This is a genomic window from Micromonospora sp. NPDC049114 (assembly GCF_040648635.1).
In the GTDB taxonomy this organism is placed as follows: Bacteria; Actinomycetota; Actinomycetes; order Mycobacteriales; family Micromonosporaceae; genus Micromonospora.
In genome coordinates this window covers 541,898-556,597 of the sequence record NZ_JBEZEA010000001.1, presented here as the reverse complement: position 1 = coordinate 556,597, position 14,700 = coordinate 541,898, and the positions used below count along the sequence as shown (strand labels likewise).

Annotated in this window: 13 protein-coding genes; 6 read left to right on the top strand and 7 right to left on the bottom strand. The window is 72.7% G+C overall.

The annotated features are described in order from the left end of the window. The first annotated feature begins 153 nt into the window (after positions 1-153). From AB0B39_RS02565 to AB0B39_RS02555, 3 genes are all read left to right on the top strand, one after another. A complete protein-coding gene (locus AB0B39_RS02565; RefSeq protein WP_357573309.1) occupies positions 154-999 on the top strand; it encodes a DUF4245 domain-containing protein in 846 nt (281 codons plus the stop codon). A gap of 118 nt (positions 1,000-1,117) precedes the next feature. Beyond that, complete coding sequence (locus AB0B39_RS02560) at positions 1,118-1,930, top strand: hypothetical protein (protein WP_234584124.1); 813 nt, start codon at positions 1,118-1,120, stop codon at positions 1,928-1,930. 233 nt (positions 1,931-2,163) lie between these two features. Next, on the top strand, positions 2,164-3,015 hold the full coding sequence (locus AB0B39_RS02555) for a hypothetical protein (RefSeq protein WP_357493638.1): 852 nt from the start codon (positions 2,164-2,166) through the stop codon (positions 3,013-3,015). Between the two features lie 43 nt (positions 3,016-3,058). Here AB0B39_RS02555 and AB0B39_RS02550 read toward each other — a convergent pair whose 3' ends face one another. Next, on the bottom strand, positions 3,059-3,280 hold the full coding sequence (locus AB0B39_RS02550) for an exodeoxyribonuclease VII small subunit (RefSeq protein ID WP_357493640.1): 222 nt from the start codon (positions 3,278-3,280) through the stop codon (positions 3,059-3,061). Positions 3,281-3,310: 30 nt separating this feature from the next. Continuing rightward, positions 3,311-4,561 carry an exodeoxyribonuclease VII large subunit gene (gene xseA / locus AB0B39_RS02545; protein ID WP_357493642.1) on the bottom strand — a complete coding sequence of 417 codons (1,251 nt, stop codon included), beginning with the start codon at positions 4,559-4,561 and terminating at the stop codon, positions 3,311-3,313. 83 nt (positions 4,562-4,644) lie between these two features. Between xseA and AB0B39_RS02540 the strand changes: the two genes are divergently transcribed. After that, positions 4,645-5,691 carry a 4-hydroxy-3-methylbut-2-enyl diphosphate reductase gene (locus tag AB0B39_RS02540; RefSeq protein ID WP_357573308.1) on the top strand — a complete coding sequence of 349 codons (1,047 nt, stop codon included), beginning with the start codon at positions 4,645-4,647 and terminating at the stop codon, positions 5,689-5,691. Positions 5,692-5,792: 101 nt separating this feature from the next. Next, positions 5,793-6,203, top strand: a complete 411-nt coding sequence (locus tag AB0B39_RS02535) for a hypothetical protein (protein WP_357493646.1) — start codon at positions 5,793-5,795, stop codon at positions 6,201-6,203. 17 nt (positions 6,204-6,220) lie between these two features. On the opposite strand, the gene AB0B39_RS02530 is transcribed toward AB0B39_RS02535, so the two are convergent. Beyond that, a complete protein-coding gene (locus AB0B39_RS02530) occupies positions 6,221-7,369 on the bottom strand; it encodes a DNA recombination protein RmuC (protein WP_234584118.1) in 1,149 nt (382 codons plus the stop codon). Between the two features lie 54 nt (positions 7,370-7,423). Here AB0B39_RS02530 and AB0B39_RS02525 point away from each other — a divergent pair, with 54 nt between their 5' ends. Further along, complete coding sequence (locus AB0B39_RS02525; RefSeq protein ID WP_357493648.1) at positions 7,424-8,290, top strand: hypothetical protein; 867 nt, start codon at positions 7,424-7,426, stop codon at positions 8,288-8,290. Between the two features lie 69 nt (positions 8,291-8,359). Here the strand turns inward: AB0B39_RS02525 and ppc are convergent, their stop codons facing one another. The 4 genes from ppc to AB0B39_RS02505 form a co-directional block, all read right to left on the bottom strand. After that, complete coding sequence (gene ppc, locus AB0B39_RS02520; RefSeq protein ID WP_234584116.1) at positions 8,360-11,146, bottom strand: phosphoenolpyruvate carboxylase; 2,787 nt, start codon at positions 11,144-11,146, stop codon at positions 8,360-8,362. Positions 11,147-11,274: 128 nt separating this feature from the next. Beyond that, a complete protein-coding gene (locus AB0B39_RS02515) occupies positions 11,275-12,288 on the bottom strand; it encodes a hypothetical protein (RefSeq protein ID WP_357573307.1) in 1,014 nt (337 codons plus the stop codon). Between the two features lie 269 nt (positions 12,289-12,557). Next, the gene (locus AB0B39_RS02510; RefSeq protein ID WP_357573306.1) at positions 12,558-13,487 is read right to left on the bottom strand and encodes an AraC family transcriptional regulator; all 930 of its coding nucleotides are present in this window, start codon (positions 13,485-13,487) and stop codon (positions 12,558-12,560) included. Between the two features lie 260 nt (positions 13,488-13,747). Then, positions 13,748-14,662, bottom strand: coding sequence for a cyclase family protein (locus tag AB0B39_RS02505; protein ID WP_357573305.1), 915 nt, complete (start codon positions 14,660-14,662; stop codon positions 13,748-13,750). Positions 14,663-14,700: the final 38 nt, after the last annotated feature.

Sequence of the window (14,700 nt, the reverse complement as noted above, 5' to 3'; positions counted from 1 at the left end):
GCTGCTCCTCCTCGCGACGGTGCGGGGACGGCCGGCGGCGGAGCGGTCCCGCGCCGGCTTTGTCGCTGATCCTCACACGATGGCCGACCGGGCGTCGGCGCGGGGCGGTGATGGGCCGGATACCGCCGGTCGGGCGGCTGCGAAGATAGCAGGGTGGAACCCGCACAGCCTGCCGACCGCGTACCCGCCGACCGCACGCCGCCCGGTGGCCAGCCGCCGGTCGACCAACCCGCCGGCGCCGAGCCCGCCGCGACCGGTCCGACGACGCCGGGCACCGGCGAACCGGCCCTTGTCGCCGGTGAGTCGTCTCCGGCTGCCGACGAGCCGGCCCTCGTCGCCGGTGAGCGGGCGCCGGCTGCTGGTGAGCCGTCGCCGGACCCGTCGCCGCGGCCTTCGGCCGCCCGGCCGGGTGCGGCCGCCGGTGGGCCCGGCGACGCCACGGGGACCGGTGAGCGGTCCGCGCCGCCGCCACGGGTGGCCGCGGCGGCGACCAAGGCCGAGCGGTCGCCCAAGGACATGGCGATCTCGCTGCTGGTGCTGCTGATCCCGATCGCGCTGCTGCTGGCGTTCTACCGGGGTTTCCTCGGCGGCGATCAGGCCACCACTGTCGATGCGGCCCCGGCGATCGAGCAGGCGCGGTCGGCGAACACCTTCCCGGTCAGCGAGCCGCAGGGGCTCGGCTCCGGCTGGCGTACGGTCAGCGCCCGCTACCAGACCGTCGAGGGCGGCGCGAACCTGCGGATCGGCTACCTCACGCCGGAGGGGCGGGGTGTCCAGCTGCTGCAGAGCAACGTGCCGGCGGAAAAACTGCTCCCCGCCGAGCTGACCGACCAGAGTCAGCCGCAGGGCCCGACGGAGCTGGCCGGGCGCACCTGGCAGCGCTACACGGCCCGGGGGAACCAGCAGGCGCTGGTGCTGCTGGAACCGGCCCGCACGGTGCTCGTCGTCGGTGACGCCCGGGACAACGAGCTGCGCGAACTCGCCGGCGCGCTGCGCTGACAGTCCGACATCGATACGCCCCCCGCGACGCTGGGGGCGTATCCGTTACGCTCCCTCGGCTCGGTCCGGTCCGCACACTGCGGCCGGGCCATGTCCATCTTCGCGAAGTGAGATCTCAGTGAACATTCGACGGTGGAGCTTCGGCTTCCTCGCCGCCGCCCTGCTCATCCCCGGCCTGGCCGCGTGCAAGTCCGACGCTGCCGAGCCGGCCGCTGCACCCAGCCCGTCCGCGCCGGCGGTGCCGGCCGACCCGAAGGAGGCGCTGCTCGCCTCCACGAAGGAGGCGGCCAAGGGCGACTTCACCTTCACCCTGACGGGCGCCGACCTGACCGGCGGCGGCCTGGTGCACAAGCCCAGCAACAGCGCGCAGCTGACCATGAAGCTGGGTGACGCCTCCCAGGACGTGTCGATGGAGATGGACCTCATCTACATCGACTCGGAGAGCTGGGTGAAGATGGACATCGGCGGTGCCATGGCCGCCATGGTCCCCGAGCTGGCGAAGAACAAGGGCAAGTACCAGCACCTCGACAAGACCAAGGTCAAGGGCATCAAGGACCTCCAGCTCGACCCGGAGACGCTCGACCCGATCGACAGCGAGACGCTGGTCAAGGGCGTGACCGACGTGCAGAAGACCGGCGAGGGCACGTACGCCGGCAAGATCGACATCAGTGCCTCCACCGACTCGGTCGCCCTCGACGAGGACGTCGTCACCGCGCTGGGCGCGCAGGCCAAGGCGCTGCCGTTCACCGCCAAGCTGGACCCGCAGGGCCGCCTCACCGAGCTGGTCATCTCGGTGCCGGCCGCCGGCGAGACCGCCGCGCACGACGTCAAGATCGCGTACTCGGGCTACGGCACCGGCACCGGCGCGAAGAAGCCGTCGGCGGACAAGGTCGTCGAGGCTTCGGCCGAGACGTACGAGATGTTCAAGTAGGTCGGCACGACGGATCGGGGTGGCCCTGGGCCACCCCGATCCTGCATTTCGGGGCAGGTTGGCGCGAGCAACCGGACGATAAGGGTGATTGTTCGACGCGTCGACGGGGAACAAAGAGGGAGTGATCCGGGCGTGCCGCTCGTCCCGGATCGCGCGACGTGGCCGAAGGGCTGCCGCGTCGCCCGGTTTCCGGCGCCGACCAGGTCGTCGGGTGACCCCCTTGGGAGACACGTATGACTGTTCGACGACTCGGTGCCGGCCTGGTAGCCGCCGCCCTGTTCACGCCCGCCCTGGCCGCCTGCGCCGGCGGTACCACCGGCACCGCCGGATCGACCGCGTCCCCCACGGTGAGCGCGTCCGGCGTGCCCAGCGCGTCCGGCGGCACGCCGGTGGCCGGCGACGCCAAGCAGGCGCTGCTGGATTCCACCAAGGAGATCAGCAACGGCAACTTCCGGTTCAGCCTCTCCGGCGCCGGCTCGGTCGCCGAAGGGCTGGTGCACCAGCCGAGTCAGAGTGCCGCGATGAAGATCTCCATCGGCGGCCCCTCCTCCGACCTGGCGATGAAGCTCGACGTGATCCACTTCAAGCCGGACAGCTGGGTGAAGCTGGAGCTGACCGGCCCCACCGCCGACAGCCTGCCCGCCATCAAGCAGCTCAACCTCGGCAAGTACCAGCACCTCGACCAGGCCCGCATCAAGGGCAACAAGAACCTCGGCTTCGACTTCGAGAAGGTCGACCCGGCCGGCAGCGCCGTGCTGACCCAGGGCATCACCGAGGTCCGCAGCACCGGCACCGGCACGTACGCCGGCACCATCGACGTCACCAAGGCCGCCGAGGCCGGTTCGCTGAACGCCGCCACGATCGCCGCGTTGGGCACCCAGGCCAAGACGGTTCCGTTCACCGCGAAGGTCGACCCGCAGGGCCGGCTCAGCGAGCTGGTGCTGCAACTCCCGGCCGCCGGGCAGACCGCCGCCCAGGAGATCAAGATGACGTACTCCGACTACGGCTCCGCCACCGCCGCGCAGAAGCCGCCGGCGGACCAGGTCGTCGAGGCGCCGGCCGAGCTCTACAGCCTGTTCAGCTGACCGTCGTACGCGGGTGGGGCGGCTCCGGCCGCCCCATCGGTGATCAGGACGCGGGGTCCTGCCGGGCGGCGTCGATCCGCGCCCGAGCGCCGTCCAGCCAGCGCTGGCAGATCACCGCCAGCCCCTCGCCGCGCTCCCACAGCGCCAGCGACTCCTCCAGGGACGTGCCGCCGGCCTCCAGCCGCTCGACCACCGAGGCCAGTTCGGCGCGGGCCTGCTCGTAGCTGAGCCGCTCGTCCGGCCCGGCCTTCGTGTCGTCAGTCATCGCGTCCATCTCAGCACACCCCTGTCCGGGTCACCGCGTCGCCACTGCGCCGTCGACAGTCGCGGCGAGCTCACCGTCGGCGAGGCGGACCCGCAGCGGGTCACCCTTGGCGACCTCGGCCGCCGCCCGCACCACGTGCCCGTCGGCGCGTTGCACGATCGCGTACCCCCGGTCGAGGGTGGCGGCGGGGGACAGGGCGCGCAGCCGGGCCACTGTGTGCCGCAGGTCGTCGCCGGCGCCGGCGAGCCGGTGGTCCAGGCAGCGGCCGGCGCGCTGGCGCAGCGCGGCCAGCTCGGTCGCGCGCTGCTCCACCATCACCTGCGGCCGGGCCAGCACCGGCCGGGACCGCAGACTGTCGAGACGGTGGGACTCCCGGTCGACCAGGTTGCGGACCGCCCGCTCGAGCCGGTGCCGGGCCTGGCCGATGAGGCGTACCTCCTCGGTGAGGTCGGGGACCACCCGCTTGGCCGCGTCGGTCGGGGTGGAGGCCCGCAGGTCGGCGACGTAGTCGATCAGCGGCGCGTCCGTCTCGTGGCCGATCGCGCTGACCACCGGCGTACGGCAGCCGAACACGGCCCGGCAGAGCGCCTCGTCGGAGAAGGGCAGCAGATCCTCGATGCCGCCACCGCCCCGCGCGATGATGATCACATCGATGCTCGGGTCGGCGTCCAGGACCTTGAGCGCGTCGACGATCTGCGGCACGGCGGACGGGCCCTGTACTGCCACGTTCACCGTCCGGAACTCCACGGCCGGCCAGCGTCGACGGGCGTTGGTCAGCACGTCCCGCTCGGCGGCCGACGCGCGACCGGTGATCAGCCCGATCCGGCCGGGCAGGAACGGCAGCCGGCGCTTGCGCGCCCGGTCGAACAACCCCTCGGCGGCGAGCAGCTTCTTGAGCTTCTCCAGCCGGGCCAGCAGCTCACCGAGCCCCACCTGCCGGATCTCGTCGGCGCGCAGGCTCAGCGTGCCCCGGGCGGCGTAGAACTCCGGCTTGGCGTGCAGCACCACGCGGGCGCCCTCGCGCAGCTCCGGCGCCCCGGCGTCCAGCACGTCGCGGTTGGTGGTGACGGTCAGGCTCAGGTCGGCGGACGGGTCACGCAGGGTCAGAAAGACAGTGGTGGCCCCGGGGCGGCGGCTGATCTGCGCGACCTGCCCGTCCACCCACACCCAGCCGAGCTTGGCGATCCACGCCCCGACCTTCTGCGAAACGACCCGAACCGGCCAAGGCTCCTCCGCGCTACTGGCCCCGCCGCTCCCCGCTCGCGCCCCACCCTCAGTCACCCGCCCACCCTACGACCCAGCCCATCTGGACCGTCGATCATGAAGTTGTCGCCTCCGTGCCGGCGTGTCGGGGCAACAACTTCATGATCAGCGCAGAGTGGGGGGTGGGGTCGTCGCCCGGTGCCGGTGGGAGAGCCGGCACGTACGATGGGGGGGTGACTGATCTCCGGACCGGCAAGCGCGTGCTCCTGGCCAAGCCCCGTGGCTACTGCGCGGGTGTGGATCGCGCCGTGCAGACCGTCGAGGAGGCGCTGAAGCTCTACGGCGCCCCGATCTACGTGCGTAAGCAGATCGTGCACAACAAGCACGTCGTGCAGACGCTGGAGGCCCAGGGCGCGATCTTCGTGGAGGAGAACGAGGAGGTGCCCGAGGGCGCCACAGTCATCTTCTCGGCGCACGGCGTGGCGCCCGAGGTCTACGAGCAGGCACGGGAGCGCTCGTTGAAGGCCATCGACGCCACCTGCCCGCTGGTCACCAAGGTGCACCAGGAGGCGAAGCGCTTCGCCGCCGAGGACTACGACATTCTGCTGATCGGCCACGAGGGGCACGAGGAGGTCATCGGCACCGCCGGTGAGGCTCCCGCGCACATCCAGCTCGTGGACGGCCCGGACGGCGTCGACAAGATCACCGTTCGCGACCCGGAGAAGGTCGTCTGGCTCTCCCAGACCACGCTCTCGGTGGACGAGACGCTGGAGACCGTCGCCCGGCTCAAGACCCGGCTGCCGCTGCTGCAGTCCCCGCCCAGCGACGACATCTGCTACGCCACGTCCAACCGGCAGCACGTCGTCAAGGAGATCGCCCCCGAGTGCGACGTGGTGATCGTCGTCGGCTCGACGAACTCCTCCAACTCGGTCCGGCTGGTCGAGGTTGCCCTGGACGCCGGCGCCCGCGCCGGTCACCTGGTCGACTTCGCCCACGAGATCGACGACGCCTGGCTGGCCGACGCCCGCACGGTCGGGGTGTCCTCCGGGGCCAGCGTCCCGGAGGACCTGGTCAACGATGTGCTGACGCACCTGGCCGCACGCGGGTTCGACGACGTGGAGGAGATCACCACCGCCAACGAGCGGCTGACCTTCTCGCTTCCGCAGGAGCTGAAGCGGGACATGAAGGCCGCCGCGAGCCGCGGCTGAGCACGTTCGGGCGCCGGGGCACGCCGTGCCGCGGTGCCGCCGGTGATCAGGAGGCGAATCACTGTGGGAACGCCACGCGGTCCCGGTGCGTCGAAGACGGCATGAGGACCCTTCGGCTCGTCGTCCCCGCCCTGGTCGCCGTCGCGGCGCTGAGCGCCTGCGGGGGGACGGACGGCTCCACCACCCCCGGAGCGCCGTCGGCAACTGCCGGGCAACCCACTGCGGCGTCGCCCAGCAGTTCCGCACCGGCGATCACGCCCTCGGGCCCGCTCAAGTCGCCGGGCGGGCCCACCGTCCCGCCGCCGGTCGGTGCCACCGAACTCACCGGCACGATCACCGCCGGGGTGGAGCCGAACTGCCTGCTGCTCGACGGCTATCTGCTGGTGGGCGGCCCGCGGGACGTGCTGGCCGCCGGCACCCGGGTCACCGTCACCGGCCGGGTCGAGAAGGGCATGATGACCACCTGCCAGCAGGGCATGCCCTTCGTCGTGGAGAGCGCCAATCGCAGGTAGGAGCAGGCGCGGCGCGGTCAGCGGTCGGCGTCGTCCAGCAGCTCCGGTGCCTGGGGCTGGCGGGGAGTCAGCTCGATCTGCGCGGGCGTCGCCAGCTCGTCGTCCGAGACGCCCAGCTCGGCGAGCTTGCGGGCGCTGACCAGCACCCGCGCCTCCAGCGAGCCGACCGCCCTGTTGTACGCGGTCACCGCGCCGGCCAGCGACGAGCCGAGCTTGCCCACGTGGTCACCGAGGGTGGAGAGCCGGCCGTACAGCTCCCGGGCGAGGGTGTGCACCGCCACGGCGTTGCGGGCCAGGGCTTCCTGTCGCCACGAGTAGGCCACCGTGCGGAGCAGGGCGACCAGGGTGGCCGGCGTGGCCAGCACCACGTTGCGGGCGAACGCGTGCTCCAACAGCGTCGGGTCGCGTTGGAGCGCGACGTCGAGAAACGGGTCGGCGGGCACGAACAGGACCACGAACTCGGGTGAGCTGTCGAACGCCGACCAGTAGGACTTGGCGGCCAGGGCGTCGACGTGCCCGCGCAGGTGGCGGGCGTGGGCGTCGAGGTAGGTGTCCCGGCCACGCTCGTCGCGGGCCTCCATGGCGGTGAGGTACGCGTCGAACGGCGCCTTCGCGTCCACCACCACCGACCGGCCCCCGTGCAGGCGGACCACCAGATCCGGGCGGACGACCTGGTCGTCGGTGGCGGCCGTGACCTGCTCGGAGAAGTCGCAGTGCTCCAGCATGCCGGCCGCCTCGACGATCCGGCGCAGCTGGTGCTCGCCCCAGCGGCCCCGCACCTGTGGCGCGCGCAGCGCGGCGACCAGCTGCTTGGTCTCGGTGCGCAGCTCCCCGGAGACCGCGTTCATCGAGCGGACCTGCTCGCGCAGCTCGGCGTACGCGTCGACCCGGTCGTGCTCCAACTCGGCGACCCGCTGTTCGTAGCGGCGCAGGCTGTCGTGCAGCGGCGCCACGGCACGGGCCACCGCCTCCTGCGACTGCGCGGTGGCCTCGTAGCTCAGCGCCCGCATGGACTGCTCCAGCCGCCCCTCGCCCTCCCGCGTCGCCGTCAGGGTGGCATCCAGCCTGGCGATGTCGGCCGCCGACCGGGACCGGGCCGCGAGCCAGCCCACCGCCCCGCCGGCACCGAGGCACACGATCACCACCAGCAGCGTCGAGACGTCCATCACCGGAGCTTGCCAGACGGGTACGACGTGACACCCGGGGGTACGTTCGATGACATGGAACTTGTGCTGTGCCTCGCGATCGTGCTGGTCGGCGCGCTCGGTGCCGCGGCGCTCATCCGTGCCCAGGGCACCGCCCGCCGGCGCACGGAGCTGGGCGACGCCCGCGCCGAGGCGCACCGCTGGTACGAGCGCCTCGGTGGTCAGCTGTTGACCCTTCAGGGCGACGAGCCGGCGGTCCGCCAGGCGCTGGCCGACGCCGGTGAGCGGTACAACGCGGCGGGTTCGCAGTTGGAGCAGGCGCGTACGCCGCACCAGTTCGCGCTCGCCCGGGAGACCGCGCTGGAGGGACTGGCGTACATCCGGGCGGCGCGGACCGCGCTGGGGATCGATCCCGGCCCCGAGGTGCCGGCGCTGGCCGCCGCGCGGGGCGTCGGGCAGCTCACCAAGGAGCGCGAGGTCGACGTGCAGGGGCAGACCTTCCGGGCCGGCCCGCAGCCCGGTCGGCAGACGCCGTACTACTACCCCGGTGGCCGCTACCAGGGCCGGCCGGTGCCGGCGGGCTGGTATTCGACGCCGTGGTGGAAGACCGCGTTGGGTGCGGGGGCCGGCGTGCTCGGCGGCATGTTGATCGCTGACGCGCTGTTCTCGCCGGCCTTCGCCGACCCGGGCTACGGGTACGACGAGGGCTACCAGGAGGGCTTCGGTGACGGCGCCGACTACGCAGGTGACCAGGGCGGCGATGCCGGCGACCAGGGCGGCGACTTCGGCGACCAGGGCGGCGACTTCGGTGGCGGCGACCAGGCTGGCAACGTCGGCGGCGGCGACTATGCCGGCGGTGACTTCGGCGGCGGAGGTTTCGGCGGCGGCGACTTCGGTGGCGGCGACTTCGGCGGCGGTGACTTCGGCGGCGGCGACTGGTGAGCACCGCTGGCTGAGCATGCGGAACGGGCCCCGGTCGTGGTGACCGGGGCCCGTTGCCGTGCTGCTTGATCAGCCGGTGTTGCGCATGCCGGCGGCGATGCCGTTCACCGTGGTGAGCAGTGCCCGCTCCAGGGCCGTGCCGTCGCTCGGGGCGCGTCGGCCACCCGGGGCGGTGGCCACCGCACGGCCGGCCGCGCCGGATTCCCGGTACTGGCGCAGCAGCGCCACCTGGAGGTGGTGCAGCGGCTCCAGGTAGGTGTCCCGGACGGCCAGGGTGCGCTGGAGCACCGGCGAGTTCTCCAGCAGGGCGGGCGAGGCGGTGACCGCCAGCACCTCCCGCTTGGTCAGCTCGTACTCCTGCTCGATCTGCTCGAAGATCGGGTGCAGCTTCTTCGGCACGAGGGTCTCGACGTACCGGCGGGCGATGCTGAGGTCGGTCTTGGTCAGCATCATCTCGACGTTCGACAGGAACGTGCGGAAGAAGTGCCAGTTGCGGTGCATCTCGGCGAGCACGTCCGCCAGACCGGCCTCCCGGGCGGCGGCCAGGCCGGAGCCGACGCCGAACCAGCCCGGCACGATCTGCCGGGTCTGCGTCCAGCCGAACACCCACGGGATGGCCCGCAGCCCGGAGAGCCCGGCGCCCGTGTTGGGGCGCTTCGCCGGCCGGGAGCCGATGTTCAGCGCACCGAGCAGCTCGGTGGGGGTGGACGCCCAGAAGTACGCCGGCAGGTCCGGGTCCTCGACGAGCGACCGGTACGACCGGAACGCCGACTCGGAGACCACGTCCATCGTCGCGTCCCAGCGTTCCAGCATCTCGGCCGGCTGCCGGGGCGCGGTGTGCAGGAGCGTCGCCTGCAGCACTGCCGCGAGGGTGAGCTCCAGGTTCTCCCGCGCCAGCGAGGGCAGGGTGTACTTGTCGGAGATCACCTCACCCTGCTCGGTCACCTTGATCGCGCCGTCCAGCGTGCCGTACGGCTGCGCCAGGATCGCCTCGTGCGTCGGGCCGCCGCCGCGGCCGACGGTGCCGCCGCGACCGTGGAACAGCCGCAGGCGTACGCCGTGCCGGGCGGCGACGTCACGCAGCGCGCGCTGGGCCCGGTGGATCGACCACTGGCTGGTGGTGATCCCGGCCTCCTTGTTGGAGTCGGAGTAGCCGAGCATGACCTCCTGCACGTCGCCCCGGGCCGCGACGAGCGCCCGGTACGCGGGCAGCGACAGCAGCTCGTCGAGGATCTCCCCGCCGGCGTTCAGCTCGCCCGGGGTCTCCAGCAGCGGCACGAAGCCGATCCGGGCCCGGCCGCTGTGCACGTCGACCAGCCCGGCCTCGCGGGCCAGCACCACGGCGGCGAGCACGTCGTCCACGCCGAGGGTCATCGAGATGATGTACGACTCGATGACCTCCGCGCCGAACCGGTCCTGCGCCTCGCGGATCGTGCTGAACACGTCGAACGTCTTGCGGGCCGACTCGGTCAGCGGGGTGTCCAGGGTGGACAGCGGCCGCCGGCCGGTCAGCTCGTCGGCGAGCAGCTTGGTGCGCTCCAACCGGCTCAACGCCGGGTAGTCGGGCACCTCGCCGACCGCCTCGTAGAGCTGGGTGAGCACCTCGTGGTGCTTCTCGGCGTGCTCCCGCACGTCCATCGTCGCCAGGTGCAGGCCGAACGCGGAGACCGTCCGGATGGTGGAGGCGAGTCGGCCGACGGCGGTGAGCTGCCCGGAGTTGCGGGCCAGCGAGGCGCGCAGCAGGTCCAGGTCGGCGATCAGCTCGGCGGAGCCGCGGTAGTCGCGGCCCGGAACGTGGGCGGTGCCCTGGCGGAGCCGCTGCCGGGTGTTGGCCAGCTTCGCCTTCACGCAGCGGGCCTTGAGCCGGTACGGCTCCTCGGCGTTGACCCGACGGAACCGGGGGGCCACCTCGGGCAGCGCGTCGAGGTCGGCGGCGAGGCTGGCGGAGAGGTCCAGCGACACCCCGCGCAGTCGGCGGGACACCGACACCTCGTTGATCAGGTGGTCCATCGCCTTCTCGGTGGCCGCGATGCCGTGCTCGTGCTGAATGGTCAGCACCTCGCGGGTGACCGCCGGGGTGACGAACGGGTTGCCGTCCCGGTCGCCGCCGATCCAGGTGCCGAAGCTCAGCGGGCGAGCGGTCGGCGACGTCTCCACGCCGAGGGTGCGCAGCGTGTCGGCCAGGTCGTCGAGCACCTGCGGGGCGGCCTCGGCGTACAGGTCGCGCAGGTAGTAGATGGCGTTGCGGGCCTCGTCGGTCGGGTCGGGCCGGTCGAGCCGCAGCTCGTCGGTCTGCCACATCAGGTCCAGCAACTCGGCCAGCCGGCGGTTGGCCGGGCCCTCGTCGCTGGCGCCGTAGAGGATCGCGTTGGCGGTCTCGGTGTCCAGCTCGTCGGCGATGGCGCGCAGCTTGGACAGGATCGAGCGGCGGGCCGCCTCGGTCGGGTGGGCGGTGAAAACCGGGCGGACCGCCAGCCGGCGGGCCGCGGCGGCGATCTCCTCGGCCGGCACCCCCCGCTCGGCGATCATCTTGGCCGCCTGGTCCAGCCAGCCGCCCTGCACGGCGCGACGGCGACGCAGGTCCCGGGCGCGGTGCACCTGCTCGGTGATGTTGGCCAGGTGGAAGTAGGTGGAGAAGGCGCGGGCCAGCTTGGTGCCGGTGGTCACGTCGAGCCCGCCGAGCCGCTCGGCGGCGGCCGGGACGTCGGAGCGGACCTGGGCGCGGATCTCCTCGACGAGGTCGAGCAGCGGGCGGCCCTCCTGGCGGGCCAGGGTCTGGCCGAGGAGGGTGCCGAGTCGGCGGATGTCAGCGCGCAGCGCGGCGTCCGGGCCGTCGTGGTCGTGCTGGTCGGTCACGATGCGCTCCTTACGTGAGTACGAAGGACAGCGCTGTCCGACTCCCTGGATGGTATCCACGTCGGGCCGGCTGGCAGGAGGGGCTCTCCGCATGCCGCGTCGTGACACGGAACACCCCGGAGATCACTTCAGGGTCTTGCGCCGGCAGTCGCCCGACGCCCCCGCACCCGGGTCGCGCCGAGCAGGGCGGCCAGCGCGACCACCGCCCAGAGCACCAGACCGGTCACCGGCCAGCCGATCGAGCGTCTGTCGAAGTACACGGCTGACTTGATCAGGTCGGTGGCCAGGCCGGGTACGTTCCACAGGTGCATTCCGCGCAGCCAGGTGGGCAGGAACTCGGGAGCGTAGATGCCACCGGAGCCCGGATTGCCGAGCACCACCAGCAACAGGATGACCAGCCCGGTGCCGAGGACGCCCAGCCAGCCCTGGACCGCCGCGGCGACCATCGCGGCGGCGAAGGCGGCCAGCATCCCGGCGCCGGCGACCGCCGGCAGGTCGTGGTGCCAGACGTCCAGCACCGGGCCGACGATCACCGCCCCGACGATGCCGAGCGCCACGCTGTAGACGGCGAGCGCCCCGATGCGCAGTCCCGCGCGGCGCAGGGTGCGCGGGGCGGTACCGGCGGAGACGCCGAGCACCGTCGAGGCCAGGTATCCGCCGAGGACGTACCCGATGGCCAGGTAGAAGGGGACCAGGCCGCGGGGGTCGGTGGCGGCGACCGGCACCTCGTCGGTCACCCGCAGCGGCAGTCGGGCCTGCTGGGCGGCGCTGGTGAGCACCTGGGTGACCAGGTCGGTGGCGGACGGTGCGCCGGCGCTGGCGGTGGTCAGGACGAGCCCGCCGTCGGGGGCGGAGCTGAGCACCGCGTACACCTCGCGGCCGGTCAGGCCGTCGTCGGCGGTGCCCGGGTCCGCGTACTCGATGGCTTTGATCCTGTCGGTCCGGTCGCGGACGGCGGCCAGGACCGTGCGGGCGGCCTGGTCGCTCGCCGCCACGCCGACCGGCACGTCCCGGGGGTGGGGCTGGTGCAGGGCGCCGACGTACGCGGCGATGAAGGCGGTGGCCAGCGCGAGGGTGCCGAGCAGGAGGCCTGCGGTGCGGGGGAGCCAGTCGCGTACCCGGACCTCCGGCGCCTCGTCCACCAGATCAGCCTAGGGCGACATTTGCCCTGTTTACGGCATTTCTCGGCGAGTGGTGAAGGTGAGCAATTTTCTTCAAGACCGTCCGGGGGGCGCTCGGGAGGATGGTCTCCGTTGGTCCGGGAGCCACCCCGCAGAGGTGGCCGGATCGGGGCATGCGGGCCTGTTCGGGGAGGTCCGACGCCTCGGCCGGACCTGTCGCGGGCCGCTTCGGGCGTGCCCGAAGGAGGTGCCGTACGCCCCCCGTGCGGCACCTCCGCCGGCCTCCGGGCTCAGGCTGTCGCGGACGGGTCCTCGCGGGTCGCGGTGAGCAGGCGGCGCAGCCTGGCCGGAGGGTGACCCACCTGCTCGCGGACCACCCGGGTCAGGTGTGCCTGGTCGGCGAAGCCGTACTCGCTGGCGAGCGCGCCGAGCGGGCGGCCGTCGGGCTCGGCGAGGGTGTCCAGCACCGCACGCACCCGCAGCCGGTTGCGGTAGGCGGTCAGGCTGCTGCCGGTCATCCGCTGGAACACCCGGCTGAGGTGATGCGGTGAGCTGCCCACCTCCCGGGCCACCTCGTCAAGGCCCATCGTGAACCCCGAGTTGGCCAGCACCTCCCGGGCCCGGTCGGCGAGCCGTCGGTGCGCGGCGAGCGTCGCCGGCCGGCGGCGGACCGCCCGCTCCACCGCGCCGTCCTCGCCGTTCTCGCCGTTGGAGGCGAGGGCGCTGTGGCTCAGCAGGCGGGCCAGGAACCGCTGGAGCCGCTCGGCCATCTCGAAGCCGTCCAGCCCGCGCCGGAACTCGGCCACCAGCAGACGGTGCGCCAGGTCCAAGGTGGCGTCCGAGGTGCCGGCCCAGCCGGCCCGGTCCATCCAGCGCTCCGCGTCCGGCCGCTGCGCCAGCACCGCCGAATCGATCTCCAGGCAGGTGTACGAGTCGCCGCAGCCGAACGGGTGCGCCACCGCCATCTCGTCGCCGGGCCGGGTCAGCAGCATCGACGTGGCGTCGGAGACCTCGACCCGCCCGTTGAGGCGGCGCCGGTACGCCCCGGAACGCCCCAGGATGACCTTGTGCCGGTCCTCCGCGACAGTCTCCGTCCAGCCGTGGTTCTCCACGATGCAGCGCACCTGGTAGATCAGCATGCCGTCCGGATGCCCCAGCACCCGCCACCGGGCCGGCGTGGTACGACGACGCGGATCACTGCCGACTCCCTCAGCGGGCATCGTCCCCCCTTGCACGGCGATCTCGCACTACCCGGCTCGATTCTGGTCACTCACCAACCCCTGGTCCACCCCGAGCGACGGGTCGCTCCGCAGCGGCTCTTCGGGTCTGTGCCGGCCCGTGCTGGCCTGTGCCGGTCCGTGCTGGCCCGTGCCGGCCCGTGCCGGCCCACCTGGTCGGCTGTGGTCGACCGGCTCGGTTTGCGCCTCGGTCGGCTCGATCCCGTGGTCGGCGGGTTCGCGGGTCGGGGAGTCGGCGTGGATCAGGGATTGACAACGGCGAAGGCGCGGACCGGGAAGGTGCCCATGCCGGCCACCATCGGTGGGGCCGCGGTGAAGCGGAACCCGCTCGGCGGCAGCGCGCCCAGGCCGGTCAGGTGCTCCACGATCGGGACGCCGGCGGCGAGCAGCGTGCTGTGCGCGGGGCGTACGCCTCGGGCCGCTGGGCTCATGTCGTCGATGTTGATCGAGTCGATGCCGACCAGTGCTGCGCCGGCGTCGACCAGCGCCTGCGCGGCGTCCCCGGTCAGGTACGGCGCCTCCGGTGCGCCGTACCGCTCGGTGCCGAAGTGCACGTCCCACCCGGTGTGCAGCAGCACCGCGCGCCCGGCCACCTCGTACGGAGCCAGCATCAGCCGGTCCACGGCTCGGGTGCCGGCCGGTACGCGGACCAGCAACCCGGGCAGGTTGGCGAGGCGATCCAGGGACACCCCGGTCAGGTCGTCGCCGCCGGACCAGCGGTGGGCGGGAGTGTCCACGTACGTGCCGGTGTTGGCGATCATGTCGATCCGGGCCACGTGGAACTCGGTGCCCGGCGCGTACCGCTCGCGGGATTCCGCGAAGGTCAACCAGTCGGCGATCCTCGGAGGGGACCACCCCGGCAGCGTGGTCATCCCGTCGCGGATCACGTGGCTCAGCTCGACCAGCCGACGATCGGCGCCGGACTCCTCGACGTCGACGCCCCGACCGCCCTTGTGCGGCTCCTCGATGATCGTCTTCGCGCTGATCCGGACCTCGGCGACCATCAGCAGCCCGAGGTGGCGGACGAACAACGCCGCGAGATCGTCGTCGGTGATCTCCCGACCCGGAATGTCCAGCCGGAACCCCTCCGTGCGCAGCCCGCCGCCGTTGGCGAAGCTCACCTCCGCGTCGAACTGTGCGCGCCACTGCTCACTCATTCCGAAACCCGACCACGCCTGCCGGCGCCGGTCAAGAT